The sequence below is a fragment of the Coprococcus hominis (ex Arizal et al. 2022) genome (assembly GCF_040094675.1).
Taxonomy (GTDB): domain Bacteria; phylum Bacillota; class Clostridia; order Lachnospirales; family Lachnospiraceae; genus Coprococcus_C; species Coprococcus_C hominis.
In genome coordinates this window covers 1-26,930 of record NZ_JBBNHG010000031.1, presented here as the reverse complement: position 1 = coordinate 26,930, position 26,930 = coordinate 1, and the positions used below count along the sequence as shown (strand labels likewise).

At 44.0% G+C, this 26,930-nt stretch carries 23 protein-coding genes; 1 reads left to right on the top strand and 22 read right to left on the bottom strand.

What is annotated here, in order from left to right:
* Window positions 1-73: 73 nt before the first annotated feature.
* The 9 genes from AAAT93_RS05730 to AAAT93_RS05690 form a co-directional block, all read right to left on the bottom strand.
* A complete protein-coding gene (locus AAAT93_RS05730) occupies window positions 74-892 on the bottom strand; it encodes a class B sortase (protein WP_118544974.1) in 819 nt (272 codons plus the stop codon).
* A 6-nt stretch (window positions 893-898) separates the two neighbouring features.
* Window positions 899-1,351, bottom strand: coding sequence for an NUDIX hydrolase (locus AAAT93_RS05725; protein WP_021985476.1), 453 nt, complete (start codon window positions 1,349-1,351; stop codon window positions 899-901).
* Between the two features lie 82 nt (window positions 1,352-1,433).
* The gene (locus tag AAAT93_RS05720) at window positions 1,434-2,954 is read right to left on the bottom strand and encodes a peptidoglycan D,D-transpeptidase FtsI family protein (protein WP_118544973.1); all 1,521 of its coding nucleotides are present in this window, start codon (window positions 2,952-2,954) and stop codon (window positions 1,434-1,436) included.
* The gene (locus AAAT93_RS05715) at window positions 2,854-4,284 is read right to left on the bottom strand and encodes an FtsW/RodA/SpoVE family cell cycle protein (protein ID WP_021985474.1); all 1,431 of its coding nucleotides are present in this window, start codon (window positions 4,282-4,284) and stop codon (window positions 2,854-2,856) included. Before AAAT93_RS05715 ends, AAAT93_RS05720 begins: the two co-directional genes overlap by 101 nt.
* Entirely contained in the window at window positions 4,284-6,662 is a 2,379-nt protein-coding gene (locus tag AAAT93_RS05710) for a peptidase U32 family protein (protein ID WP_227572792.1), read from the bottom strand. Before AAAT93_RS05710 ends, AAAT93_RS05715 begins: the two co-directional genes overlap by 1 nt.
* Complete coding sequence (locus AAAT93_RS05705; protein WP_021985472.1) at window positions 6,655-7,059, bottom strand: cell division protein ZapA; 405 nt, start codon at window positions 7,057-7,059, stop codon at window positions 6,655-6,657. Before AAAT93_RS05705 ends, AAAT93_RS05710 begins: the two co-directional genes overlap by 8 nt.
* A gap of 18 nt (window positions 7,060-7,077) precedes the next feature.
* The gene (ruvB, locus tag AAAT93_RS05700; protein WP_021985471.1) at window positions 7,078-8,076 is read right to left on the bottom strand and encodes a Holliday junction branch migration DNA helicase RuvB; all 999 of its coding nucleotides are present in this window, start codon (window positions 8,074-8,076) and stop codon (window positions 7,078-7,080) included.
* Window positions 8,077-8,091: 15 nt separating this feature from the next.
* Window positions 8,092-8,688 carry a Holliday junction branch migration protein RuvA gene (gene ruvA, locus AAAT93_RS05695; protein WP_227572791.1) on the bottom strand — a complete coding sequence of 199 codons (597 nt, stop codon included), beginning with the start codon at window positions 8,686-8,688 and terminating at the stop codon, window positions 8,092-8,094.
* A gap of 63 nt (window positions 8,689-8,751) precedes the next feature.
* Window positions 8,752-9,327: a DivIVA domain-containing protein gene (locus AAAT93_RS05690; RefSeq protein WP_021985469.1), complete on the bottom strand. Its 576-nt coding sequence runs from the start codon at window positions 9,325-9,327 to the stop codon at window positions 8,752-8,754.
* A gap of 146 nt (window positions 9,328-9,473) precedes the next feature.
* Here AAAT93_RS05690 and AAAT93_RS05685 point away from each other — a divergent pair, with 146 nt between their 5' ends.
* Window positions 9,474-10,541 carry a ribonuclease H-like domain-containing protein gene (locus AAAT93_RS05685; protein ID WP_118670710.1) on the top strand — a complete coding sequence of 356 codons (1,068 nt, stop codon included), beginning with the start codon at window positions 9,474-9,476 and terminating at the stop codon, window positions 10,539-10,541.
* Window positions 10,542-10,567: 26 nt separating this feature from the next.
* On the opposite strand, the gene AAAT93_RS05680 is transcribed toward AAAT93_RS05685, so the two are convergent.
* The 13 genes from AAAT93_RS05680 to AAAT93_RS05620 all read right to left on the bottom strand — a co-directional run bounded on the left by AAAT93_RS05680 (window position 10,568) and on the right by AAAT93_RS05620 (window position 26,654).
* Window positions 10,568-12,262: a molecular chaperone HscC gene (locus AAAT93_RS05680; protein WP_021985467.1), complete on the bottom strand. Its 1,695-nt coding sequence runs from the start codon at window positions 12,260-12,262 to the stop codon at window positions 10,568-10,570.
* A gap of 16 nt (window positions 12,263-12,278) precedes the next feature.
* Window positions 12,279-15,413 (bottom strand): tetratricopeptide repeat protein, encoded by a 3,135-nt coding sequence (locus AAAT93_RS05675; protein ID WP_227572790.1) that lies wholly within the window; start codon window positions 15,411-15,413, stop codon window positions 12,279-12,281.
* Window positions 15,413-16,624: an NADP-dependent isocitrate dehydrogenase gene (locus AAAT93_RS05670; RefSeq protein WP_021985465.1), complete on the bottom strand. Its 1,212-nt coding sequence runs from the start codon at window positions 16,622-16,624 to the stop codon at window positions 15,413-15,415. Before AAAT93_RS05670 ends, AAAT93_RS05675 begins: the two co-directional genes overlap by 1 nt.
* A gap of 401 nt (window positions 16,625-17,025) precedes the next feature.
* Entirely contained in the window at window positions 17,026-17,586 is a 561-nt protein-coding gene (locus AAAT93_RS05665) for a transcription repressor NadR (protein WP_177980925.1), read from the bottom strand.
* Window positions 17,587-17,627: 41 nt separating this feature from the next.
* Window positions 17,628-18,500 (bottom strand): carboxylating nicotinate-nucleotide diphosphorylase, encoded by an 873-nt coding sequence (gene nadC / locus AAAT93_RS05660; RefSeq protein WP_118544969.1) that lies wholly within the window; start codon window positions 18,498-18,500, stop codon window positions 17,628-17,630.
* 345 nt (window positions 18,501-18,845) lie between these two features.
* Window positions 18,846-20,021: an L-aspartate oxidase gene (locus AAAT93_RS05655; protein ID WP_227572789.1), complete on the bottom strand. Its 1,176-nt coding sequence runs from the start codon at window positions 20,019-20,021 to the stop codon at window positions 18,846-18,848.
* Window positions 20,022-20,228: 207 nt separating this feature from the next.
* Complete coding sequence (locus tag AAAT93_RS05650) at window positions 20,229-21,884, bottom strand: sensor histidine kinase (RefSeq protein WP_021985455.1); 1,656 nt, start codon at window positions 21,882-21,884, stop codon at window positions 20,229-20,231.
* 1 nt (window position 21,885) lies between these two features.
* On the bottom strand, window positions 21,886-22,566 hold the full coding sequence (locus AAAT93_RS05645; RefSeq protein ID WP_117780931.1) for a response regulator transcription factor: 681 nt from the start codon (window positions 22,564-22,566) through the stop codon (window positions 21,886-21,888).
* 1 nt (window position 22,567) lies between these two features.
* Window positions 22,568-23,206 (bottom strand): phosphate signaling complex protein PhoU, encoded by a 639-nt coding sequence (gene phoU, locus AAAT93_RS05640; RefSeq protein ID WP_021985453.1) that lies wholly within the window; start codon window positions 23,204-23,206, stop codon window positions 22,568-22,570.
* Between the two features lie 6 nt (window positions 23,207-23,212).
* Entirely contained in the window at window positions 23,213-23,962 is a 750-nt protein-coding gene (gene pstB / locus AAAT93_RS05635) for a phosphate ABC transporter ATP-binding protein PstB (RefSeq protein ID WP_021985452.1), read from the bottom strand.
* A gap of 22 nt (window positions 23,963-23,984) precedes the next feature.
* The gene (gene pstA / locus AAAT93_RS05630) at window positions 23,985-24,860 is read right to left on the bottom strand and encodes a phosphate ABC transporter permease PstA (RefSeq protein ID WP_117780947.1); all 876 of its coding nucleotides are present in this window, start codon (window positions 24,858-24,860) and stop codon (window positions 23,985-23,987) included.
* A 35-nt stretch (window positions 24,861-24,895) separates the two neighbouring features.
* Entirely contained in the window at window positions 24,896-25,747 is an 852-nt protein-coding gene (gene pstC / locus AAAT93_RS05625; RefSeq protein WP_021985450.1) for a phosphate ABC transporter permease subunit PstC, read from the bottom strand.
* 43 nt (window positions 25,748-25,790) lie between these two features.
* Window positions 25,791-26,654 (bottom strand): substrate-binding domain-containing protein, encoded by an 864-nt coding sequence (locus AAAT93_RS05620; RefSeq protein ID WP_021985449.1) that lies wholly within the window; start codon window positions 26,652-26,654, stop codon window positions 25,791-25,793.
* Window positions 26,655-26,930: the final 276 nt, after the last annotated feature.

The window sequence follows — 26,930 nt, the reverse complement described above, 5'->3', positions numbered from 1 at the left end:
TTTGATACTATATCATAGAACATTTTACTTGTCAATAATAAAATACAGTTTCTGTTCGCCTGTTTTCATAGAATTAAGGGGTCAGTTTCTTCGCAACTACAACAAATCTTCCGTTGTCTGTATGATAGGCGCAGGTCGATAAAGTAAGCAGCGAATCACCGTAAGAAGCATCCGTGTCAATCGTATATCCGGTCAATGCTTTGCAGCCGGATACATACTGGTTAAATGCGGATTTATCCTCCGCGTTAAAGAACTGATAATAACGGAACCCATCTTCCTTTTCTGTCAGTATGTGGGTACGGAAGGCGGCAATCACTTCGTAAGTGCCATTTCCGTAAATGGTATCAAACTGAATGTATTTGTGATTTTTATAAAATGATTCATTCTCATATTTTAATAAGTCATGAAACATCTTTCCAGTTTTCATATTATGTCCGTAGATCAAGATGTTGTCGGAAGGCTTCTGCACATTGCTTTCAAGATCAACAAACAACGTACCTGCACTGCTGTATTCGCCGTAAAAATCCCGATGGATATAATACTCTTCCTCTTCTGGTGTCTGCATAACCGGATAATCAATGTTCGTATCCTCGATGGACAGCCAGCCGATAAAATCATGATTCTCCCGATAGAGGGAAGCAAAAGATTTCTGGACGCGAGTTCCATCGATATTCACAAATTCTAATCCCGGTTCTGCATCGCCATCTGTTGCCACGTAGACAATCTCCTCTTCGTTGACCGGAGCGTCAATCATAGCCTCCAGCTCCTGAAACTGATCTTCACTTTTCTTGCTCTGCAGGAAATAATAGGCAAGATACCCCGCAGAACCAAGGAAAATACAGATCAATACAGCCAGACATAAATTATATACGATACGTTTTTTCTTTTTCATAGCTCATTAAAAATATTTTTTGCTTCCCCACAGATTATTCTGCTTCAAAGCAGTATATTCCTCGTACGCCTGATCCAATATCTGTTTTTCGTTCGGAAATTTTAACAGATGGTACGCCTCGTGATATTTGTAATATCCGGAATCCATAAAATATTCTTCCCGTTGTGGCTTGCTGTAATAGCTGTCCGCCATCATCAGATACCAGTGTACATCCTTGTTAACGACATCATAAGAGGTGTTAAACGTATAGTTGCTTTTTCCAACGTATTTGATAATCTGAGCGCTCACGCCGGTTTCTTCTTTCACTTCCCGAAGTGCAGTTTCATTGTGCTGTTCGCCCTCTTCAACTGTTCCCTTCGGCAGAACCCAGCCTTCGTATTTATTCCTGTAATTCTTATACAACAACAGGATTTTTCCTCGAAAGATTACCACACCACCACAGCTTGTTGCTTCAATCATTGCAATTCCTCCTGCTTTTTCCATTGGTGTGTCCCAAAATTAAATTTATTATAGCAGATTCTGTGGTATGTCGCAAGGTAAACTATTTTCTGTAATATGCATCAAACACCTGTCTGGCAACCCATGCACCTGTCACACCAGTCACGTTGGACTGTTCGGTAATTGCGCAGACGACAATGTCCGGATCATCCGGATCAGAAAAGCCGACAAACCAGGAATTGCAGTTTCCTTCGTTGTCAAATTCTGCTGTACCAGTCTTTCCGGCAACCGAGTAAGAAAGTCCGGAAAAATACCCGGAACCGGTACCATATTCACAGACACCTTTCATATAGTCCGTCAGGATGTTTGCTTCATCTGCGGTCATCAGTGTGCCTGCTTCCTTAGAACGAAATGTCTTTACCTTGGCACCATCGTCGTTTTCAATCGAGTCGATCGTGTACGGCTTCATCAGGACGCCGTCGTTTGCAATCGCGGACATGATCATCGCATTGTGAAGCGGCGTGATCTTCGTATCGCCCTGTCCGATCACTGTCTGTGGAATCGCATCGTCCGGCGAGTCCGCTGTAATCCGAAACTGTGATGAGTTATAGGTGCCATCGTATGGTAAATCTTTGTTAAACAACAGCTCTTCGGCTGTGGAACGATAGGAACCTTTATCTAAAGTCTCTCCGATTGTTGCAAAGCTGACGTTGCACGAATAAGCAAGTGCATCTGCTAACGACAGATCACCGTGTGCCTTGTTGTTGCTGCATCGGATTCCGACGCCGGAGAAGATGGAATTGCCATCACAGTGGAACTGATAGCTGTTGTAGGTTGTTGGATTTTCACGCATGAATTCCAGCAGGGATACCACCTTGAAGGTGGACCCCGGTGCATAGAGTCCCTGTGTTGCACGATTTAACAGAATCGTACTCTCCGATCCCTCCTCCGTCTGCAGATAGCTCCAGACATTTTCAATATCGTTTGGATCATAGTCTGGTTTTGATACCATACATAAAATCTTTCCGGTGGATGGCTCGATTGCAATCACGGCACCCTTACAGCTTCCGAGTGCATTGTACGCGGCTGCCTGAAGATCATAATTTACGGTCGTGATAACATTGTCGCCACGGTTTTTCTCCTCTTTTAATTCGCGGTAAACACGTTCAAAGATGTTGATGTGCGACCGTAGCATATAGAAATTTCCGGCAAGCTCCAGTCCTGCTTTTCCGTATTCATCATAGCCAACCAGATGGGAAAACATGTTGCTGTACGGATAAGAACGGTTCGTATTTCCAGCCTCGTCCGTTTCGCTTGTCGCAATCACAACACCATCACTCGTGATGATATCGCCCCGTTCTACCGTCTTGGCAAAGGAATCCTGCCGGACATTCCGGGAGTTTGCAATCACAGTTTCAGCCTTGAACTGCATGAAATAGATCACATACGCAATCATGCCGACAAACACTGTCACCATCAGATAGGTGATTACAACGATCGGACGATTCTTGATCTTGTTCTTTTTAATTCGTTGTTTTTCTTTCGCGATCAGTTCTTCTTCCGGTGTTAACGGCTGACTCCTGTTCGCGGAGCTTCTGTCTTGCTTTTTCTTTTTCTCTTTCATACTTCACTGCCTCACTACTACTTATTACATATACCCCCTGCACAATCGCAAATATAATGAGGGTACTTAATACCGAACTGACACCATAACTGACTAGTGGAAGTGTCACACCTGTGGAAGGAATGAATTTTGTCACACCACCGAGATTTAAGAAGCACTGCACAATATAGATGCTTGAAAATCCAAGTGCGACATATTTATAAAATGGCTCCTTACATTTCATTGCCACATTGGCAAAGGAAAGGAAGATGCTCACGATTACAAGGATCATTGCAAGTCCGAAGATTACACCCAGTTCCTCGCAGATTGCTGAAAAGATAAAATCGCTTTCGCTGACCGGAATACTTCCAGCCGCTCCCTGTGTCAGTCCAGAACCTGCATATCCGCCCGTTCCGATTGCGAAAAGCGACTGGGACAGCTGATAACCGCCTCCGTCGATATCTGCAAACGGATTTTGCCATGCATGGACTCGCACCATAACATGCTGGAACAGCGAATTTTTAAACAGTGCATAGCCTAGCATGACGGCACCTGCACCAAGCGAGATTCCACCGACCAGAAAAACTGGACGGGAAGTTGCAACATACACCATCAAAACATAGGTTATGTAGAAGATCACTGCCGCACCTAAGTCTTTCTCTAACACAAGCACACCCATAAATGCTGCGGAGATCAGCGCATTTACAAAAAGCTCTTTGAACGTGCTTGCCTTTACAAGCATGGATGCTACAAAGAATACAAATAATATCTTTACAAACTCCATTGGCTGTACGGACAGATGCCCGAGGTTGATCCAGTTTCTCGAACCGTATTTCTCACTTCCGAGCCCCGGAATAAATACTGTGAGCAGGAACAACAGACCAATCACGCCATACAACACGCCGCAATCCTTCATCTTCTTCCATTTCAACATGATATATGGAATAAATGCAGTTATGATCAGACCGACGGTGGCAAAGATGAACTGCTTCACGGCCAAGTTAAAATTCAGACGCGTAAGCATAATATAGCCGATTAACAGCAAAAACGATGCATTGTTTGTCAGCAATCTGGACGAATCCTTGTAGATGCTGTGGTAAAGCACCATATACAAGATGGCGACAAAAATCTGTGCCACATAAAAGATCAGGATCTTCAACTGCCCCAGCCGCAGATACAGGATCAGGTAACATAAGAAATGGATTACAAATACATATCCGATTTGTTTGTTTAGTTTTTTACGCTTCTGCTCTTCGTTTTTCGATGATAGCACCGAAAAACATTTGACGGTATAAAGTACCATGAAAAGCAAAACGAGATACTTTGATACTTCACAAATAATGTTGATCATTACAATACACCTCGATATAAATGTCCGCCTGTTTTTTCATAGGAATCATAGGACTTTCCAGATAATATCTGCAGAATCCTACGAACCTGTTGCTCGTTTTCGATTGTAAAACGAACCAGATATCCCCGGGGATGCAGTCTGGAAAAAGCAGGCTCTTTATATTTATCCAATATAGAATAAGGAACCTTGTTGTAGATGATATTATAGCAGTCATCACAGTTGGTTCTTGCAAAAAAACGATTCCCCATCTCGTCAGTCACGGTCAGGGTAACCGGCTCTTTTTTGCAGCCGTATTTTGTCTTTTGCAGGCAATTCGCAGTCAGCATAACCGGTTGATACTCATATAATGTGAGACAAAGCGGTTCGCCTGCAAGTGCGTCAAGCTCCTCTAGCTTTAACTCCCGCGGCGTCAGAAATGAAATGTCTGTGTCCGCAAAAAATCGCCGGATAAATGCATGCGCCAGACGATTGTAGCAATAAAGGCTGGCATCACATAAAATCACGCAGTCTTCTGGCAACTTCTGACTGGCAAGAATTGCCAGTGCATCTATATTTCTAATATATATACCACGGATTCCGGATTCTTGCAAATCGACGCAGAACCGGTCATGAATTACAGGCGGCAGCTCCGCGTATAGCCGGATGGAATCCGGGATCATATTCCTGCACTGGTTGTATAGCGCAAGCGGCATTGTGATACCTGTCACCGGGGACTCCACATGTGGAAGTTCTTCTAAGATGATACGCAGCTGTTCTTGTGTTACAGCACTAAAGATCATCTGCTCCTGCTTCGAACTCTGGGTGTCAGATGCATTCGCAGGGGACTTTGTAATCATAGATTCATACACGGTATCCCACGACAGCTGTTTTCCGGCGACACGTGTATGTGCCTTAGCAATCTCCGCTTCTAAGGCTGCAAGCAATGCACGGCGGAGATTCTTTAACACACCATTTGGCAGGAACGCGCAGGTATCCAGATTACAGGTAAACGATGCTAATTCGTATTCCGTATTGCCAAGCTGTGCCAATGGCTTTTTGACTGTCTCTATTGTGGTTTCTCCTTGCTTGCTTTTCTCCACGAGCATATCCGTACAGGTTGCAGTGTAAGTCTGGTTATCAAGCTCACAGGTTACAATCGCGGTCAGCGGAGCTCCGATTCGGGCTGTAACAGAGACAGAAATCGGAAGCTTCTTATAAGAGTTAATATAATCATCCTGCACATGTTGTAAGATCTTCGGGCATTTGGTACGGTAGACGGTCTGCTCTTTCTGCAGAAGCTTGGTCTTCGGACAGTTCAAAGTCAGATGCTGTCCGGGAGTTCCGTCCTTTGAGGATGTAATCTCCACCGCTTCGCCGTTTTTTGTCGTCAGCTCCAACACATCCTGCCGGTATACGGCTTCTGATAGACGGAGTGTGATCGTTCCCTTTTCAACACGCTCCAAACTTCCGATTGCCACACCCTGATTGTTCGGGCGATCCTTTGATATCATTTCCGCACCATTGTGGTGGAAGAAATATCCGTCCGAGAATCCACCACGGTTATAGATATTGGCAAGCTCAAAGGTGAGTGCCTCTGCTTTTTTCGGGTCAAATTTACCATGCAGACAATCATCTACGATCGTTCGGTAAGCGTGCACCGTCGATGCAACGTAGTAAGCATTTTTCATCCGGCCTTCGATCTTTAGCGAATCAATCCCGGCATCCATCAACTTCGGGATCAGCGACAGGGCGCACATATCTTTCATGGATAACAGATAGCTTTTGTCATAGCATTTCCGGCATGGCTGTGCGCAACGTCCCCGGTTGCCGCTTCTGCCCCCCGCAAGGGAGCTCATCAGACACTGGCCGCTGTAAGAGTAACACATCGCACCATGCACAAATGTCTCGACCTCGATATCGACATGCTCTTTGATCGCACGGATTTCAGCTAGAGACATTTCGCGCGCGGTCACAACACGGGTGGCACCCTGCTGTTTCATAAATTCTGCGCCATACCGGGATGTAATATTCATTTGTGTACTGCAATGGATTGCGATATCGGGAAATTGTTCCCGGACATAAGAAAAAACGCCAAGATCCTGAATGATCAGAGCGTCGCCGCCAATCTCGTAAAATGGCTGAATGTATTCATATAATGCGGGAAGCTCCTCCTGCTTCAACAGGGTGTTGACGGTCAGATAGACCTTCACCCCATGTAGATGCGCGTAGGTGACAGCTTGCTTTATCGTTTCTTCGTCGAAATTCGTCGCATATGCTCTTGCACCAAAAGAATTGCCGCCAATATAGCAGGCATCTGCGCCTGCATGTACAGCGGCAATTAAAATATCGTAGTCACCACAAGGTGCGAGTACTTCAATTTTGGAATGTTTGTTATTCATTGCGGTTTTTCTCTGCCTCTAACTGAATAATCTTTCTTTGTAATGCATTGATCTGCTCTTTGTATTCCTCAATCATACGTGCAGAGCTTTCCAGCTTGATCTGGGACTCGATTACCTCGTGACGCAGATCATACAACTGCTGCTCTTTGTTGCTGTCCTCAGTTACCATAGAATCCGCCTGATTCTTTGCTTTGAAATAATCATCTGCGATATTCAAAGCAAGCAGGATTCCCTGATATTCGGTATTCATCCGACGATACTGATCGGAAGTCTTGCATTCTGCAATCTTGCCGTTGATATAAGTCGCAACATTTTGAAGATAATCTTCCCCTTCATATCCGCTTAATGTATATACTTTCCCATTGATTACTACCGGGATATCTACTTTGTTTGCCATAATACAAAATCTCCTTTGTTATTCTATCAGATTTTCCAATCCAAAATGTCTGTAACAATGTTCCGTAACAATTCTACCACGCGGCGTCCGATTTATAAAGCCATTTTTTATTAAATATGGTTCATATACCTCTTCCAGTGTGCCGGAATCTTCGCCGATGGCTGCTGCTAAGGTATCCAGACCAACCGGACCTCCACCAAATTTGTGGATCATCGTCTCTAAGATATTGCGGTCGGTATTGTCCAGTCCCATAGAGTCTACCTCCAGACGATCGAGCGCGGTTTTTGCAACATCGTAATCAATCGCACCGTCACCTTCTACCTGCGCAAAATCACGTACCCGCTTCAACAGACGGTTGGCAAGCCGCGGCGTACCACGGGAACGCTTGGCAATCTCCAACGCCCCCTCGTCGTCAATGCTGACACCAAGCACGGCCGCAGACCGGAGAATGATCTGCATCAGCTCGGTTACATTGTAGAATTCCAGCCGATTGACAACGCCGAACCGGTCACGTAGCGGAGCGGTCAGCATTCCAGCGCGTGTGGTTGCACCAACCAGTGTGAATTTTGGAAGATCCAGGCGGATTGAACGGGCACCAGCACCTTTGCCGATCACAATATCAATTGCAAAATCTTCCATCGCTGGGTACAATACCTCTTCCACCTGCTTATTTAGCCGGTGAATCTCGTCAATAAATAAAACATCATTTTCGGACAGATTGTTTAAGATTGCAGCCAGATCGCCCGGTTTATCAATCGCCGGACCGGATGTGATCTTCAGATTGACTCCCATCTCAGTCGCTACAATCGATGCCAGTGTCGTTTTACCGAGTCCCGGAGGGCCATACAACAGCACATGATCGAGCGGCTCGCCACGTTTTTTTGCAGCTTCGATGAAGACACGAAGATTCTTCTTTGCCTTCTCCTGTCCGATATACTCAGACAGATGACTTGGTCGCAGTCCCTGTTCGATTTTATCATCTTCCGGAATAATATCCGCTTGAATGATTCGTTCCATCTTTTTCTCCAATGTCTAAATAATATGCTTTAATGCAGCCTTTAATAATTGTTCTACGGTCATGGATTCGCTGTCCGGAACCTTCTTGATTGCGCGCAAAGCTTCCACGTTGGAATATCCAAGACTGCTCAATGCCATCGCTGTCTCGGATACAATATCCTCCGGTGCAGATGTTGCTGGAGAAGCCTCATCGTATTCTCCCAGTACATCTTCCAGATGAAATTTGTCACGTAATTCAATAACTAATCGCTGGGCTGTTTTCGGACCGATTCCGTTTGCTTTCGCAATCGCCTTATAATCATCCGATAACACAGCCATGCGCAGTTCATCGACCGACAGGCATGACAGGATAGAAAGCGCACTTTTCGGTCCCACTCCGCTGATATTGATCAGCATACGGAACACAGACCGTTCCTCTTTGGTCAGAAATCCAAACAGACTCATATCATCTTCCCGCACATTTAAATGGGTGTAGATCGTTGCCTGTTTATTTTTTGTCAATCTGGCAGAATCCTGTGAGGATGTAAATACAGAAAATCCGATTCCGCCGGTTTCTACGATGATCTCATCGGTTCCAATCTCAGTTACCGTTCCTTTTATATATGCAAACATAATGTTCTCCTGTCAAAAAATAAGGAGTTGTCGTTGTTACGACAACTCCGATCTGGCTTAATCTTATAAGAATTCGAAGCCTTCGTCCTCTTCTTCGCCATCTCCGATCATCATTCGATCTGGTTTTCTTGCATCTTCGATTTCCCCAACAAAGATCTCATCGTCATCATCGTTGCTTGTTGCAGCGGTATGTACATCCTCGTCTGCTTTCTTGAAGAACTTGGATGATGCAGACTCTTTCGCTGGTTCTGGCTCAACCTTTGGTGCTTCTGCCTTTGGCTTTGCGGAGCTCTCAAGCTTCTCGCTCTGAGCCTTTGCCTTTGCAATAATATCAGCGGCAGTTGCTTCAGCATTCTTGATGATCTGGTCTGCACGCTTCTTTGCCTCTACACTTTCTCCGGCATCAGTTGATACATTTTCTGCCTGCTGCAGCTTGTTCTCCAGTTCAAATAATTTCAGTCTGGTATCTTCCATTGCCTTTGTGAGTTTATCAAATTTGTCCTTTGTTTCCTCATAATCTTTGGAAAGGTCGCTGTACGCTCTGAATACAGTGTCTTTAAAGCTGTCAACATCTGCGGCTTTGTAACCGAATAAGCCCTTTTTAAAAGCTGTTGATCTAATATCGTCTGGTCGTAACATTCTATCTCCTCCGTACATCATACTTTAGCTAAAATTATAACATATTGACCAAAAATTACAAGCATTTCTTTACTTCTATGGTATTTATGCTATAATTTAAACCAATTTAGACGAATTTATCGGACGATGTCGGAAAGGAGGCACCTATGGAAAAAGTTGTAAATGAGGCTCATCGCAGTAAATTTCAGACATTGGAACAGTTTTATACATCGGAAGATCTGCTTGTTTTTGATATTGAAACGACCGGATTTACAGCCGAACATACTGCCTTATATCTGATCGGCTGTGCTTACTATAAAAACCGTCAGTGGAATATATGCCAGTGGTTTAATCAGGATGGCAGATCCGAAGCGGATATTTTAGAGCAGTTTCTTTCCTTTGCGATGAATTATAAATATGTGATTACCTATAATGGAGATGGATTTGATATTCCGTATATCACAAAAAAGGCAAAGGCATATGGGATGGAAAATACACTCGCCCATATGGAAAGCATTGATATTTATAAGCAGATCCGTTTTTTAAAAGATGTGCTGCACATGGAAAATATGAAACAGAAAAGCGTGGAACGGTTTCTTGGTATCCATCGGTTAGATAAATATTCCGGCGGTGATCTGATTAAGGTCTATCAGGAATATGTAAAGCTTCCGGTAAAGACAAACAAGCAGTTGTTGTTACAGCACAATTACGAGGATCTCGAAGGACTTCTGGACTGCACAAGCATGCTTGCTTACTGTAAATTCAAAGCTGGCTGTCTGCTCGTCCGCAAGATGTCTGTGCGGAAGAACCGGTTACTTTTCTCTTTGGAACTGGAATACCAGCTTCCAAAACGATTGACGATCGGATTGAATGATATCATCATCACTGGATTCCAGAAGGAAGCAACGATTAATGCCCCGATCTATACAGAGGAATTGAAGTTCTTCTTTGATAATTACAGGGATTACTACTATCTTCCGGCAGAGGATATGGCGGTTCACAAAAGTGTGGCAAGCTATGTGGATAAAAACTACCGGGAACCGGCGAAGAAGGAAACCTGTTATCTGCGTAAAAAAGGATATTTCATCTCCCAGATTGATGATGGAATTTTATCTGGCTACAAACGGGATTATGAAGACAAAGAATCTTTTATTGAACTGACGGATTCGTTCCTGCAGGACTTAGATCTTTTGCACGCATATGCACGACATATAATAAGGCTGGCGCTCTCTTAAAGCGTCAGCCCTTTTCTTTAATACTTTTAGAATAAATCTTCTTCCATATTGTCAAGGAATTCCTTGAAAGCTTCTCTTGCACTGCTGATTTCCGATGGATTCTGTTTATTTAATACATCTTCAAACTGGTTAATCTCATGTTCGAGAATCTTACGGGTATCTCCGATGGATTCCTCATACATGCGATCCGCACGAAGCAGCAATAATTTGTTTGCCTCCTGTTCCCGTGGATGAATCTTCAGGGAAGAAAGCTCCTCGAATCTGGCATCGATTTCTTCATCGGTCAGATCGGTTTCCTCGTTCTTAATCACAAGTCGTTTTTCCACATTTGTAGAAATTACCTTTACAATCACCTCTAAGATAGAGTTGACATCATAGGTGTATGTGACATCGACGCATTCTTCGCCGGCAGGTGCCGGTGGAACCATAACTTCAATGCTGCCAAGGTAGACGTTATTTGCTGCCAGACGGCTCTCGCCCTGCAGGATATCGACCTTGATCCGTGTCTGCCGGTCACTGACGGTATAGAGACGTTCCGTATGACTGACCGGAATCACGGAGTTTCGTTCAATCAATGGCAGATAATGTCCAGCCTCAAACACACCTCCGGATCTGCGGGATACAACCTCCGTTCCAAGTGTAAATGGACAGACATCCGTCAAAATAATCTCTTTCACTGCTTCATTCCGTTCTTTCATAGCAGCCTGTGTCGCCGCGCCCACAGCAACCACCTCGTCCGGATTGATACTTGTATTCGGCAGACGTCCAAACAGGCGGCTCACAAACCGGCGTACGATGGAAAGCTTTGTCGAACCACCAACCAGAATTACTTCCTCAATATCTTTGAGCTTGATATTTGCATCCTTCAGGCTTCGCTCGATTGGCTTACGAATACGTCCAAGCAATACCTGACAGGATTTTTCATAATCGTCAATATCAATTTCGCTCTCTACGACTTCTCCGTTGATATTACATTTCATAACTGATGTTTTTGCATCTGCAAATCCAAGCTTGCAAATCTCTGCCTGCTTGTGAATATGTGCACGGGTTTTCTGATCAAGAGTATCTTCGTCAATCTCGTGTTCCCGGAGAAACATCTGTTCCAATACTGTCGTAAAATCTTCTCCGCCAAGGAAATTATCTCCGGCAACTGCGCGCACTTCCATAATATTCTGATAAAGCTCTAGGATTGATACATCAAATGTACCACCACCCAAATCAAATACGAGGAATTTCGTGTCTGCATTTTTCTTATCCAAACCATAAGCGATTGCTGCGGCTGTTGGTTCACTGACGATACGTTCTACCACAAATCCGGCAAGTTCTCCTGCTTTCTTTGTTGCTTTTCGCTGTGCATCGTTAAAATATGCCGGTACGCTGATGACTGCCTCCTCAATCGTGCAGCCAAGATAATGCTCTGCATCTTCTTTCAGAGATTTTAAGACAAGGCTGGAAAGCTCTTCCGCAGAGAACTTGCGGGTTCCAAGGGTAAACACCTTCGAGCTGCCCATGTTCCGCTTGAACACATCCGCGGTCTGATCTGGGTACAGCATCTTCCGCTCCTTCGCAGTCTTGCCGACATAGACAATTCCTTCCTCATCCACGCTTACAACCGAAGGAGTCAGATTTTCTCCCAGACGGTTCGGAATGACCTTTGCATGGTCGCCATCAAAATATGCAATTAAACTGTTTGTCGTTCCTAAATCAATTCCTACTATCATTTCTAATCCTAATTTCTTATTTTTTATCTTCAATCCGCTTCAGACATGCCTCATAGAAAGCATTCTGTCCACAGACACGGATTGCTTCTTCGTACATACTGCGTGCCATCGCATAATTGCGCTGCTTCTCATACAGCAACGCTTTCTCATATAATATCCGGTGACAGACACTATAGAAACAGCCGCGACAACGACGGGCATGCAGACCCTGTTCTAACCAGTCTTTACATTCTTTGTAGTTCCTGGAAAGTCGTGCAAAACGTGCCATCTTGATATACTGTGGCGGCGTTTGTATCTGATCCTTTGGATAAGCGGCAGCCGCATTTGCTATCGCACTGTTCTTCTTGAAGCTTCGCAGTTCTTTTAGCTGGATCATACATTCCAGCCATTCACTATAATAATTGGCTTCCTTGTTTGTGTCAAGCGCAATCGCCCGCTCATATAACGGCTTTGCGTCCGCATACATGGCATGGTCACGGAAGATATCTCCCATTGCACCATACACCCGGTGATTCTCCGGATCTTTGCTTATGATATATTCAAATGTCTCATGCGCCAGATCAATGAAGCCGGCATCTCCGTAGATATCAAGCAATTTTCTTGCACAGGCAGAATCATCCACAAAAGGAAGCAACTCGGCAATGGCATCCTTTGCCGCATCCATCCGAACAAGCAGGACGGCATAATCGTAGGCGATATCTGCATTCCACTCATATTGCTTTTTATAATCGATATAGAGCTGCTGACTTTCAGGAAACCAGTTCATGCACTGGTAGACACGTGCTAAACTCTGCAAGCTCTCTTTGTGCTGTTCGGTGTCTGTTTCAGAAACTTCATATGCTTTTCGGTATGCATCGGCAGCCGCTTTATAGCTTTTGTGCAGTTCCTGTATCATCCCAATCCGCAGATACGCAAAATAATTATCTGGTTCTAACTGTAATGCAGCCTGATAATCGCGAACAGCCTTTTTGTATTCGCCCATCAGACTGTATACGATCGCCCGCTCATTGTAAACCTGCGCGGTTGCCTGTATTGCAAGCTGTGTACCAAATGCCTCCAATGCCTGTTCGATTTTCCCAAGTTTCGCATAGGAAGAACCGATATACATATCAATCAATGGATATTGTGTGTGTTGTTTCTTTACCTGCTCGAACTGTTCAAGCGCTTTATCATACATGCCCTTGTAGCGGTAACAAAGCGCTAACAGCATATGGACATCCTCAAAATGCTCCATATCGGTTGTCTTACCATCTGAACGACTGACAATTGCTACGAGCTGCCGGATTGCCGGATCAATCTTGTTATCTAACATGGAAAGCCGTGCCCGGTAGTAATCAATGCTGTCACTTTCATTTTCAAATGCGTCAAAACGTTTGATCGTATCCTGCGCCTGTTCGTATTGATGTGCGCGGATAAATAAGCTTGCCTCTAACGCATAAGGCTGAGACAGATACGGATACAGATTGATTGCCTGTTCGCAGGCATTATAAGCTTCCTGAATATAATTCATCGCCTTGCAGGCTTTTGCTTTAAACAGATATGCCACGTAGTCGTGCGGATCCCGCTCTAACAGGTGTTCACAGGCACGCAGACAATCCGTATATTGGCCGGTCAGGAACTTTAGTTCACAATCCGCCTCATATGAAAGGATGATTTCCTCATGATCTTTGGATAATGCTATATCCAGATGACGTCTGGCATTCTCGTAATCCTCTGTCTTCATATAACAATCGGCAATCAGGAAATTCACATACGGATACCGGACGCGTTTTTTCTCTGTTTCTGCACTTGTATCTTCCTCTGGGAGCTGCTCAATCAGATTCTTCCAGACAAGAAAACATTGTCTGGCATGCGCATAATCACGAACGCCCAGATAACAACGTCCAAGAACATTATAGTATTCAAATTTCCGATCTCCTTCTGGCTGGAATTTAGTCAGAAAGGCGATTGCTTCCTGAAACTGATAGCTTTGGTAATAGCTCCAGCCAACGTCCATCTTTGCTTGTATATCATCTGGATTTTTCTTTAACTTCTCCAGATTTTCCTGTATCATCATCTGATTGGCACGCACCATACCAATGCGGACAGAATCATCATAATGATTTTCCTTGAGCAGATCCATATAGCCATCTCTGGCAGCTTTATAATCTCCCTTGCGGAATGCAAGTTCTGCCTGTTTGGCGCGCATAAGATAATTCTGTGGGTCCAATTCCTTGGACCGGTTGAAATACTGTTCTGCCTGTTCCAGATCATTGTTCAGGATACAGACATCTCCACAAAAATGAAGCAGAGTGATATCATCCGGATACTTTGCAGACAGTCCTTCCGCTTCCTCGCGGATCGCTGCTAATGCGGAAGCATACCGCTCGGCGTATAATGCATCCAGATCTTGTGTTTTCCGTTCTTCTTCCGTCATGGATGTCTGAATATATTCTGAAAACTCCAACCGGCAGGTCTGCAGACGGATACGCATCTCTTCCAGATGTATATATACATTGGAAATATAATATTTTTCCTTCATCTGCCGGATTTTTTCTCCGGCATCTTTTAGCTCCTGACTGCGAACCATGCGATCTAATTCAATGTAATCACGGATATAGGCATCGATCGTTGCGGAGGTTGTGATCTCTGCATGCTCAAACGCCTCATAATTGATGATATCCTCATAGGTCGCATTGTTCGTGATATAGTCCAGGTAATTTTCCGGGAACTGTTCTGCAAGCTCGCTTCTGCGCCCTTCAAGATCAAAATATCCGACGATGCATTTCCATACCTTTTTCGGAACCAGCACATGATTCATCAAGAACCGCAACAGTCCATACAATGCATCCTCACTTGTGTCGAGCGATACAAAATAATCGGAATTAAAGAGTGCAAGCCATTCGTCTGGATTGATACGACGGGCATAATCATCATAGAGAGCCTCTAATGAAGCAAGCATTTGCTGTTCCGGTGTATCTTGAATGGCAACGTCGAATTCCTCCTCCGTCTGATCGGCAAGGTGCACCGCCTCCTCATAGGCTTTCCGAAGCTCCATAAACCCTTCCGGATCATCTTCCGGATTGACAGAAGAAAGACGCATTCGATAGGCTTTCTTCAATGCGTCTTTATCCTTCGTCTGTTCAATTTTCAGAACATCCCATATATTCATTAAGCTAACATTCCCTCAAGTGTTTCGCGGATTGCTTTGATGAAGTTCTCGCTGTTTAATACAGTGACATCCTTCATCGTTGTAATAAGTGCAAGATCCTTTGTCATCTTGCCGTCTTCGATTGTCTTGATCGTTGCCTGCTCAAGCTTGTCTGCAAATTCCATCAGTTCTGGAATATTGTCAAGCTCGCCACGCTTTCTCAAAGCACCAGTCCATGCGAAGATCGTTGCAACAGAGTTTGTTGATGTCTCCTCACCTTTTAAGTGCTTGTAGTAATGTCTCTGAACAGTTCCGTGTGCTGCCTCGTACTCGTATTTTCCATCTGGAGAAACAAGTACTGATGTCATCATGGCAAGAGAACCAAATGCAGATGAGATCATATCACTCATAACATCGCCGTCGTAGTTCTTGCAAGCCCAGATGAATCCACCCTCAGACTTCATAACACGGGCAACTGCATCATCAATCAGAGTATAGAAATATTCGATGCCTGCGGCGTCAAACTTCTCTTTGTATTCGTTATCGAAGATCTCCTGAAAGATATCCTTAAATGTATGGTCGTATTTCTTGGAGATTGTATCCTTTGTTGCAAACCACAATGTCTGCTTTGTATCAAGCGCATAGTTAAAGCAGCTTCTTGCAAAGCTCTCGATGGATTTGTCGATGTTATGCTGTCCCTGAATCACACCCGGACCATCAAACTTGTGGATGGTCTCCTTGATTACCTGTCCGTCCTCGCCTGTAAATACAAGCTCTGCTGTACCAGCACCCGGTACATCGATCTCTACGCTCTTATACACATCGCCATAGGCATGTCTTGCGATTGTAATAGGCTTCTTCCAGTTCTTTACACATGGCTCAATTCCTTTGACAACGATTGGTGCACGGAATACGGTTCCGTCTAAGATTGCACGGATCGTTCCGTTTGGACTCTTCCACATTTCCTTCAGGTTGTACTCTGTCATACGTGCAGCGTTTGGTGTGATTGTTGCACACTTGACTGCAACACCGTACTTCTGTGTTGCGTATGCAGAATCAAAAGTAACCTTATCGTTTGTCTCGTTTCTGTACTCCAGACCAAGGTCGTAATACTCGGACTTTAAGTCGATAAATGGGTAGATCAATTCATCCTTGATAATCTTCCAAAGGATTCGTGTCATCTCATCTCCGTCCATCTCTACCAGTGGAGTCTTCATCTGAATTTTTGCCATTGTAATTATCCTCCTGATTTTAATTGCGTGGTTTGCGAATTGTATCCTGCACGTTATCTAAGTGTTGTCTGTAATTATATAATTGCCTGCAGACACGCTCTCGCTCACTTCCACACGCAGTGGTACTAAATTCGCGCCAACAAGTTGCCGCTTATTAAGTACCAGCGTGTTCCAATGGTCTGCAAACAAATTAATAATTACAGACAACACAATATACAATTTGATTGAATGGATACAATTCGCTATTTACGTTATTTTATAAATTATACACGATTGTTATTGTAACATATTGACAGTTATTTGAAAATATCACTTTTTACAATAATCGTTGGATTGATTTATTTTATTGTTTATTTGTGTACAATATCTGTGTTAATTACCTCAAAAATTTGGCCTTGGGGTTATTGTTTGAATGTGGTTTCGTAGTCGAGGAAGTCGACGAGGAAGTGTTTTTCCTTCAGGGCTTCTTCGATTTCATCGAGGATATCTTCGCTCTCGGCTTCAATCGTGTGAAAATGATAGCCGGAGGTTGTGTTCGATAAAAGGGACGATTTGCTTTGTTTCAGATCTTCCACGAACTTACGGATATCGCGGCGGCTCTTGATATTTAATGGTGCTGTGACCTTGCCGTAGGTGCGGTGGTTTACCATAACATCTAAGACGATTCCTCCGAAATCGACAATCGTACTTAATTCTTCTTCTGCCTTCTCATCGGTGTGACAGACCTTTACAATCCGCTGGCAATTCTGGCTGCCTGCAGCTTTCTCGTACACATAACCACGCGGAGTTGATACGATCGAATGCCCTTTTGAACGGAGCAATGCGATATCCTGTACGACAACCTGACGGCTGACATGATAGATTTCTCCGATTTTTCCACCCGATAATGGTTCATCGGAGCGCAGCAACAACGCAAGCAGCTTCTCTCTGCGTTCATCTCCGGATAAAATTGTCTGCTCCATCTGCATTTCCTCCTTGATTGAAATAGATTGTGGTAACATAATTAGTCAACCGGATGCAGATGCTTCAAGCTGATATCTAAGATTGGAGCGGAATGTGTCAGCGCCCCACTCGATACATAATCGACACCAAGCTTTGTGATCGTCTCGATATTTTCTTTTGTGATATTTCCGGAACACTCCGTCTTGGCACGTCCGTCAATGATCTTGATTGCCTCTGCCATCAGCTCTGGAGACATATTATCTAACATGATGATATCGGCTCCTGCTTCTACGGCTTCTCTGACCATATCCAGATTCTCGGTTTCTACTTCAATCTTGCAGACAAACGATGCATATTCTCTTGCCATCTGAATTGCCTTTGCCACACCACCTGCGGCGTCGATATGATTATCCTTCAGCATGACGGCGTCAGACAGATTGTATCTGTGATTATTTCCGCCGCCGGCACGAACCGCATATTTCTCGAAGATACGCATGCAAGGTGTTGTCTTTCTTGTGTCAAGCAATTTAGTATTTGTCCCTTTTAAAAGTGCTGCAACATTGTTCGTATAGGTTGCAATACCGCTCATGCGCTGCAGGTAATTCAGTGCCGTACGCTCACCGGACAACAGCACACGGATATCACCGACCACAGTTGCAAGCACCTGTCCGTTTGTCACGGCATCGCCATCCTTGATCTGATTTCCATCTTTTTCGGCAAAAATCACTTCCGTATTCGGATCCAACATCGTAAATACACGCTTAAATACCTGCAATCCGGCTATGATTCCGTCCTGTTTCGCAAGCAATGTAACTTCGCCCTTCTTATACTCCGGCATCACGGCATTTGTGCTGATATCTTCACTGTTGATATCCTCCTCAAGTGCCATCTTAATATACTTATCTGCAACTAACTGCATTGTAATCTCATTCATTTGTCTGTCTAATCTCCTTTTTTATTAAATGTACACGATCATTGTACATGATTTTTGGTATTGGTAGTACATATATTTTATTTTGAATTGTTCCATATACGATGTATTGAAACTAAGAAATTCTAAGATGTTCTGATATAAATTATGACCCTGTACGCAACCGCCGCCAATTCGCCATCCATGGCTCAGTGGCGGCTTGATTGAACATCGTGTTCAATCATTGCTGATATAGTACAGAACATCAAGAATTTCTAAGTTCCAAACATATTGTATATGCGAACATATTCAAAAATAAAATATATGTATCTACGTAATGGAATAATCATGCACAATGATCTATAAACTTTACACAAGCTCACCAATCATGTGCTTTGCCGCACGCTTGGCGAACACTAAACTTTCAAGCAAACTGTTGCTGGCTAAGCGGTTCTTCCCGTGCACCCCGTTGCAGCTTGTCTCGCCGACGGCATACAAATGCGGCATCGTTGTGTGCGAAAACTTATCTACATGGATACCTCCCATGAAATAATGCTGTGCCGGAACGATTGGAATCGGCATCATCAGAATATCAAAGCCATACTTCATGCAATGCTCATAGATATGAGGGAAATGGTTCAGGATTGTCTCGCGTGGAACATTCTCAAAGGATAAGAACTCGTATTTTACGCCCTCTTTTTCCATCTCAGCCTGAATTGCCTTTGTCACGACATCACGTGGCTGCAATTCATCGACGAAACGCTCTTTTTTGTGATTTAAGATGATCGCGCCCTCACCTCTGGCTGATTCTGAGATCAGGAAGCTTCTGCCCGGATTCTCTGTGTAAAAGCAGGTTGGATGGATCTGAACATAATCCATATGCTCTAATTCCACACTATGCTTTCGTGCAATCTCGCAGCCATCGCCAGTCAGGATCGGGAAGTTCGTGGAATGTTTGTACTGTCCACCGATACCTCCGGTTGCGAAGACTGTATTTTCTGCATAGATCTCTAATTCTTCACCATCCGCACATTTTGCAAGTATACCCACACAGGCATGATTAATATCTTCTATAATATCGGTCATGGTTGTATGTTCAAAAATGGTAACATTGTTCAACTGCTTCACAGCAGATAATAGACGGGTCGTAATCTCTTCCCCGGTTATATCCTCATGGAAGCAGATGCGCGGCTTAGAATGTGCTCCTTCCTTTGTATAAGCAAGACTTCCGTCTGCGTTTCTCTCAAATTCCACACCATATCCGATCAGATCATTGATGACATCCCGGCTGCCACGGATCATGATGTCGACACTTTCCTTGCGGTTTTCATAATGACCGGCACGCATCGTATCCTCAAAATACGAATCATAGTCATCCTCGTCCCGCAGCACGCAGATACCGCCCTGTGCCAGCATCGAATCACAGGTTTCAAGCTCTGCTTTTGAGAGCATCAAAATCTGTTTATCTTCCGGTAAATTCAATGCTGTATATAATCCACCGACACCGCAGCCGACGATCACAACATCGTAATGTAATTCTCGCATCTTCCTGTCTCCTTTGAATTTATACCTGTACATAATACAAAGACACGATGTGCTCTGCGCATCGTGCTCTGATTAGCGGTCGTCAAATGCACCACATAAATGCGTGCATTTTCCTCGTCGCCATAACAAAAACGCAGACATTCCGCCTGCGTTTTTGCTCCGAATGTACATGCAGTATAGCACATGTTTTGACAGGTGACAAGACACCTATATCGGAAAGATTAAATTTATTTCCGTACCGACATTTAATGCACTCTCAATCTTAATCTCCGCATTGTGCAGCTTTGCGCCATGCTTTACAATAGAAAGTCCAAGTCCCGTGCCGCCTATTTCCTTGGAATGGCTCTTATCAACCCGGTAAAAGCGTTCGAATATCCGGTCAAGCTGGTCTGCCGGAATTCCGATGCCGGAATCTTTGACACAAAACTCACAACGATGTTTTTTCTTTTTGATCATGACATCTATGGTTCCATCCTCTTTGTTATATTTAATGGCATTTTCAATCAGATTGTATACCATTTCTTCTAACACAGAGTGTATGCCGGATATCATCATATGTTCACCCTGCAGATTGATTTTGATATGCCGTTCCTCTGCTACCGGCTCCAAATGATGGATTTCGATTCTTGATAGGTCATATATATCAATCGGAGTCTTTTCTACTGCCTGCTCTCCCTCATCAAGCTGAGACAGCTTAATGATATCTTCTACCAGATGGATCAGCCGACGTGCTTCGTCATAGATCTTACCTGCAAATGTTTTGACATCCTTCTCGTCAACAATTCCATTTTTAATAATTTCTGCAATACCGGATATGGAAGTTAGCGGTGTCTTTAATTCGTGCGATACGTTCGCCGAGAATTCCCGTCTCAAATTCTCGCGTTCTTCCTTCTCTGTGACATCCGTGATGATAACGACCGCGCCGGCAACCTCGTTATTCCGGAATACCGGATTCGCATAGATATTATAAAAACGTCCCTTAACCGGGCAGATATACTCGCTGTGGATTCCCTGGATCGCCTTCTTGATACAGTCGATAAACTCTTCCGACCGGTTAATCTCTAACACATGTTTTCCATCTACCGATTCATCCACATCAAATAAGGTTGAGATACTCCGGTTGTGTGAGAGAACAATTTCCTTTTTATCCACAACAAGAAAACCTTCCTGCATGTTTTCCGTAATCAGTGCAAACTCATTTTTCTGTGTCTGCAGCTGTGTCATCGCCTTTTGAATCTGCTCGTTCTGGATGCGGATTTTACGGATAAACGGTGACAGCTCGTCATAAACCGTCGATTCATCCGGATGATCTAAGTCAATCGCTTCTAACGGTGTTGTAATCTGTTTCGATAAGCGGTAGGCAAGAATCGCGGAGAATTCAACACCGAGCAGTAATACGAGAATAATCGGAAGCAGCACCTTCATCAAAAGTGCCGGCACCGATTTACGGACTACGGAGACACGGACTACACTTCCGTCCGCAATACGGATGGCATGATAGATTGTCTCCTCGGAAAGTGTCTTCGAATATCTTACACTTGTGCCTGCCGAAGACGTCATTGCCTGTTTGATTTCTGTACGATTTTTGTGATTTTCCATCGTATGGGGGTCGGCTTTGTTGTCATAAAGAACTGTTCCGTCCGCCGCAACCCATGTGATACGCTTTTCATTCTCATTCAAATCGGTGAGAAAATCCAGCCCGGATAGGTTCACCCCCTCCGCAATATAGCCTGCCGCCTGATTCAGGGAGGAAACGTATTGTTTGTTGAAATAGCTGTATAAAACACCGATGATGGATACGCCACATAGAACGACCAAAAGCAAGATGATTAAAATTGTATTCTTGAATATCTTCTTTTTCATTTTAATCTCCGATCTTGTAGCCGACACCGCGGACCGTTTCAATCATATTCCCGGCTTCCTTTAATTTCATCCGGAGGCTTCGTATATGGACATCAACCGTACGGCTTTCCCCATCGAATTCATATCCCCAGATGCGGTTTAGCAGCTGGTCACGTGTAAACACCTGTCCCTGGTTTTCCATAAACAGATGCAGAAGTTCAAACTCTTTCAATGTAAGATTGATGCGCTCTCCATCCACTAAAACAATGTGGCGCTTGGTATCTAAGGCTATGCTTCCGGCAATAAGCTTCTCACCGTCATCGGTCGTATCTGCACGGTTTTCTGTCCGGCGAAGCAAAGCTTTGATTCTCGCAACTAACTCCATAATGCCAAACGGCTTCGGTACGTAATCATCCGCTCCGCTGTCAAGCCCCAGTACTTTGTCGTATTCACTATCCTTTGCAGTTAACATAATGACCGGAACCTCTTTGGTATCAGCATGTTCCCGGAGCTTTTTCAAGACAGATAGTCCATCCTCCTCCGGCAGCATGATATCAAGCAGAATCAGGGACGGAAGTGTTTCTTCCATCCCTGCCCAGAATTCCGATGGACGTTCAAAGCCTTTTGCTTCCAAATCCATGTGACATAATGTGTAAACTACAAATTCACGTATGCTATTGTCATCTTCTAAAACATAAATCATTTTATATATGCTCTCCTGTGATTGAATAATAAACCCATTCCGCAACATTCGTTGCATGGTCTCCTATTCTTTCATAATACTTTGCAATCATGATAATGTCTATATAAAATTCGCCATCTTCTGCTTTTTTTCCGATCTCTTTAATGAGACGTTTCTTTACCGAATCAAATAATGCATCGACTTTATCATCCGCCTGGATTACAGTGATTGCCAGATCCTTGTCTTTTTTGACATATGCCTCCACAGCATTTGACAGCATATCTTTCGCAGCACCTGACATTTCTTCAAGGTCTTTAAAATCCTTTAAGTCATAAGAAGTTGTGAAACGGATCATATCCGCAATATCGGCACATTGATCACCGATCCGTTCGAGATCAGATATAAGCTTTAATGCAGCTGATACAAAACGGAAATCCGATGCGACCGGCTGCTGCTTTAAAAGCAGGCTCATACAGATATGCTCGATATTATGCTCGCTTTTATCGATCTCTTCTTCGACTGCATGGGATTTCGATGTGTATTTGGCATCGCCACTAAAGAGTGCCTTCGTAGTGCCCGCGATCACCTTCTCGCAAAGTGCACCCATACGGATTAGTTCGACATTCAGATTCTCTAATTGCTTCTCGTATTCATTTCTCATAATTCATCAACCAAACCTTCCTGTGATATAATCCTCTGTCCGCTTGTCACTTGGATTTGCGAACAGTTTCTCTGTATTGTCAAACTCCACAACTTCTCCGAGCAGGAAAAATGCTGTATTATCTGAGATACGTGCAGCCTGCTGCATATTATGTGTTACCATGATGATTGTATATTTATCTTTCAGATCAACTGCCAGATCCTCAATCTTTGAGGTGGAAATCGGATCGAGGGCAGATGTCGGCTCATCCATCAAAAGCACATCCGGTTCTACTGCAAGTGCACGCGCAATGCACAGACGCTGCTGCTGTCCACCTGACATACCGAGCGCGCTTTTCTTCAGACGGTCTTTGACTTCATCCCAGATAGCAGCCTGCTTTAAGGAACGTTCCACAATTTCATCTAATTCCGCCTTTTTATGGATTCCGTGTGTACGCGGTCCATATGCAATATTGTCGTAGATGCTCATCGGAAACGGATTTGGTTTCTGAAACACCATGCCGACGCGCTTGCGCAATGTATTGACATCCATTCCTTTGTATATATTTTCGCCATCGAGTGTTACCTCACCTGTGATCTTACAGCCCTCGACCAGATCATTCATTCGATTCAGGCTTTTTAAGAGTGTGGATTTTCCACAGCCGGATGGACCGATGAATGCAGTGATCTTGGTCGATGGAATGTCCAAGTTGATATCTTTTAACGCATGGAAATCACTGTAATATAAATCCATGTCCTTTATTTTAAAATTACCCATTTTTTCCTCCAAATTCCAGTACTTATTTTGCCTGCAGTTTTTTGGCAAGCTTTCCGGATGCTGCATTGATTATGACAACCATTACAAGCAGCACAACTGCGGTTGCATATGCCTGTTTTGTGTAGAGTCCTTCCGAAAGCAGCTTATACATATGAACAGCCAGTGTACATCCGGAATCAAATAAGCTCTTTGGTATCTCGGCAGTTGTACCGGATGTAAAGATTAAAGCTGCCGTCTCGCCGACGATACGTCCGATTGCCAGGATAACTCCGGATAAAATACCGGGTACCGCAGATGGAAGTACAACCTTAAATATCGTCCGCAGTCTGCCGGCTCCAAGTCCGAAGCTTCCTTCCCGGTAAGAATCCGGTACGCTTAAGAGCGCTTCTTCTGTCGTACGCATAATGGTTGGAAGTACCATAATGGAAAGTGTAAGCGCACCACCGAAGAATGAAAGTCCCCAGCCAAATGCGATCACAAACATCAGATATCCGAACAGACCATAGACAATGGAAGGGATACCGGATAATGTCTCGGTTGTGATTCTGACAATACTCACAAGTTTATTTCCGCGCTTGGCATATTCTACCAAATAAATAGCAGAACAGATACCGATTGGTACTGCGATGAGCAGGGAAAGCGCTGTCATAAGAAATGTATTGATAATTGCAGGAAGCATCGATACATTTTCGGTTGTATATTTCCAGGCAAAAAGCTCCGGAGAAAGATTCATGATACCGTTTGCCAGAATATAGATGACAAGTGCGCCAAGCACACCAACCGTAATGACTGCAGATACCGTGACTGCCATCAGTAAAAACATGGAAAGCGGCCGTTTTTTGTATGCAGCGAGCTTATCCTTCCAGGTGACGACATTGATCGGCCTGATTGCTTCCATATCTGCCTTTGCTGCTACAGCTTGTTCACTCATGCCTATTTCGCCCCTTTCTTTTTCACAACTGAGAACAACAGATTAATAATCAGGATGAATACGAACAGAACCACACCGGTTGCGATCAATGCTTCTCTGTGCAAATCTGTTGCATATCCAAGTTCCAGTACAATATTCGATGTAAGTGTCCGCACACCGGCCAACAGGCTGTCCGGCATAACTGCATGGTTTCCGGCAATCATGATGACTGCCATTGTCTCACCGATCGCACGCCCGATTCCAAGAATAATGGCTGCAAGGATTCCGGATTTTGCTGCAGGGAGTACTGCCTTGAAGACACTTCTCTCATGCGTATCACCGAGTGCCAATGCTCCTTCGTAATAGCTTTCCGGAACCGCGCGGATTGCTGATTCCGATACACTGATGATGGTTGGCAGAATCATGATTCCAAGCAGGATGCAGGCGGTCAGAATGTTTTTACCGCTTCCGCCGAATGTATTCCGGATCATCGGCGTGATCACAACCAGACCGAAGAATCCATATACAATAGATGGAATACCTGCAAGCAGATCCACAGCCGGTTTCATAATCTTATGAAGCTTCGGTGGACAGAACTTTGCCATGAATACGGCACATAAAAGTCCGATTGGAACACCGATGATGATTGCACCTGCTGTCACATAGATACTGCCGATGATCATAGGGAAGATGCCGAATTTATTTGCACCCGGCATCCAGGTTTTACCAAATATAAAATTCACAAATCCAATCTGCCGGATGGCTGGTACGCCATTGGCAAACATGAACAGACATATCATGGCGACTGCCAGTATGGACATACAGGCAGCCACCAGGAATACGATATGCATTGTTCTTTCTTTTACTTTCGTCATAGTATGCCTCGTATTTTCTTTCTGATAAGTTTTTATCAAGCTATTACTTTACTTCTGACCACTTTGTGATAGAACCTGTGTAGATGCTCTTTACCTGATCACTTGTAAGACCATCGACATCGTTGTTCTTATTTACAACAACTGCGATACCATCAATTGCGATCACTGTTGGTGTAAGACCTGCACTAAGCTCGCTGTCCTTCAGCTCTCTGGATGCCATACCGATATCGCAGACACCTTCTGCCGCACTTGTCATACCTGTTGTAGAATCACTCTGCTGTACTTCAATCTGTACATCCGGATTGACTGCAACATATGCTTCCTTGAGCTTCTCCATAACCGGTGTTACGGAAGATGAACCTGCAATATTAATCTTACCCTTTACGCCTGCAGCCTTGAATGCACCTGCATTGCCCTGGCTGATATATCCTGCATCTTCAACAACCTTCTGTCCATCCTCGCTCAAGATGAAGTTGATGAAATCCTGTGTTACTTCGTTTGGTGTACCCTTTGTTGCAATGTTGAACGGACGGGATACCTTGTAGCTTCCGTTTGAGATATTATCAGCGGTTGCTTCTGCACCATCAATCTTCAATGCCTTTACAGAATCATCCAGGGAACCAAGGGATATGTATCCGATCGCTGCCTCATCATCTGCTACACTCGTCATCATAACGGATGTTGAGTTTGTGATATCTGCAGTAGAGATTGTATTATCAATCTTATTACCATCTGCATCCTTCTCCTCGATACCGAACAGTTCGATAAATGCGCCTCTTGTACCGGATCCATCCTCACGGGAAATTACGGTGATATCATCACTTGCTGCTTTACCACATCCTGTCATTGCTCCCATAAGCATGGCTGATGCTAAAACTCCAATGATTGCTTTCTTTAACTTTCTCATTTTCTTTGTCTCCTTTTTCTCTTAAAGATTTTCTTTTTGATTTAACTTACAAATGAGAATATACAGAATGTAAGTAAAGTGCGTTATCGTAGTTTTGTAAAATGTGCGTAAAAAGAGCATATATAAAAATAGTTGTAGTTGTTTATGTGATGTATTGAAACAAGAAGTTCTAAATGTTCTGATTTACATAACTTCTATCGTACGCAATCGCCGCCAATTCGCCATCCGTGGCTCAGTGGCGGCTTGTTTGAACATCGTGTTCAAACATTGCTGATT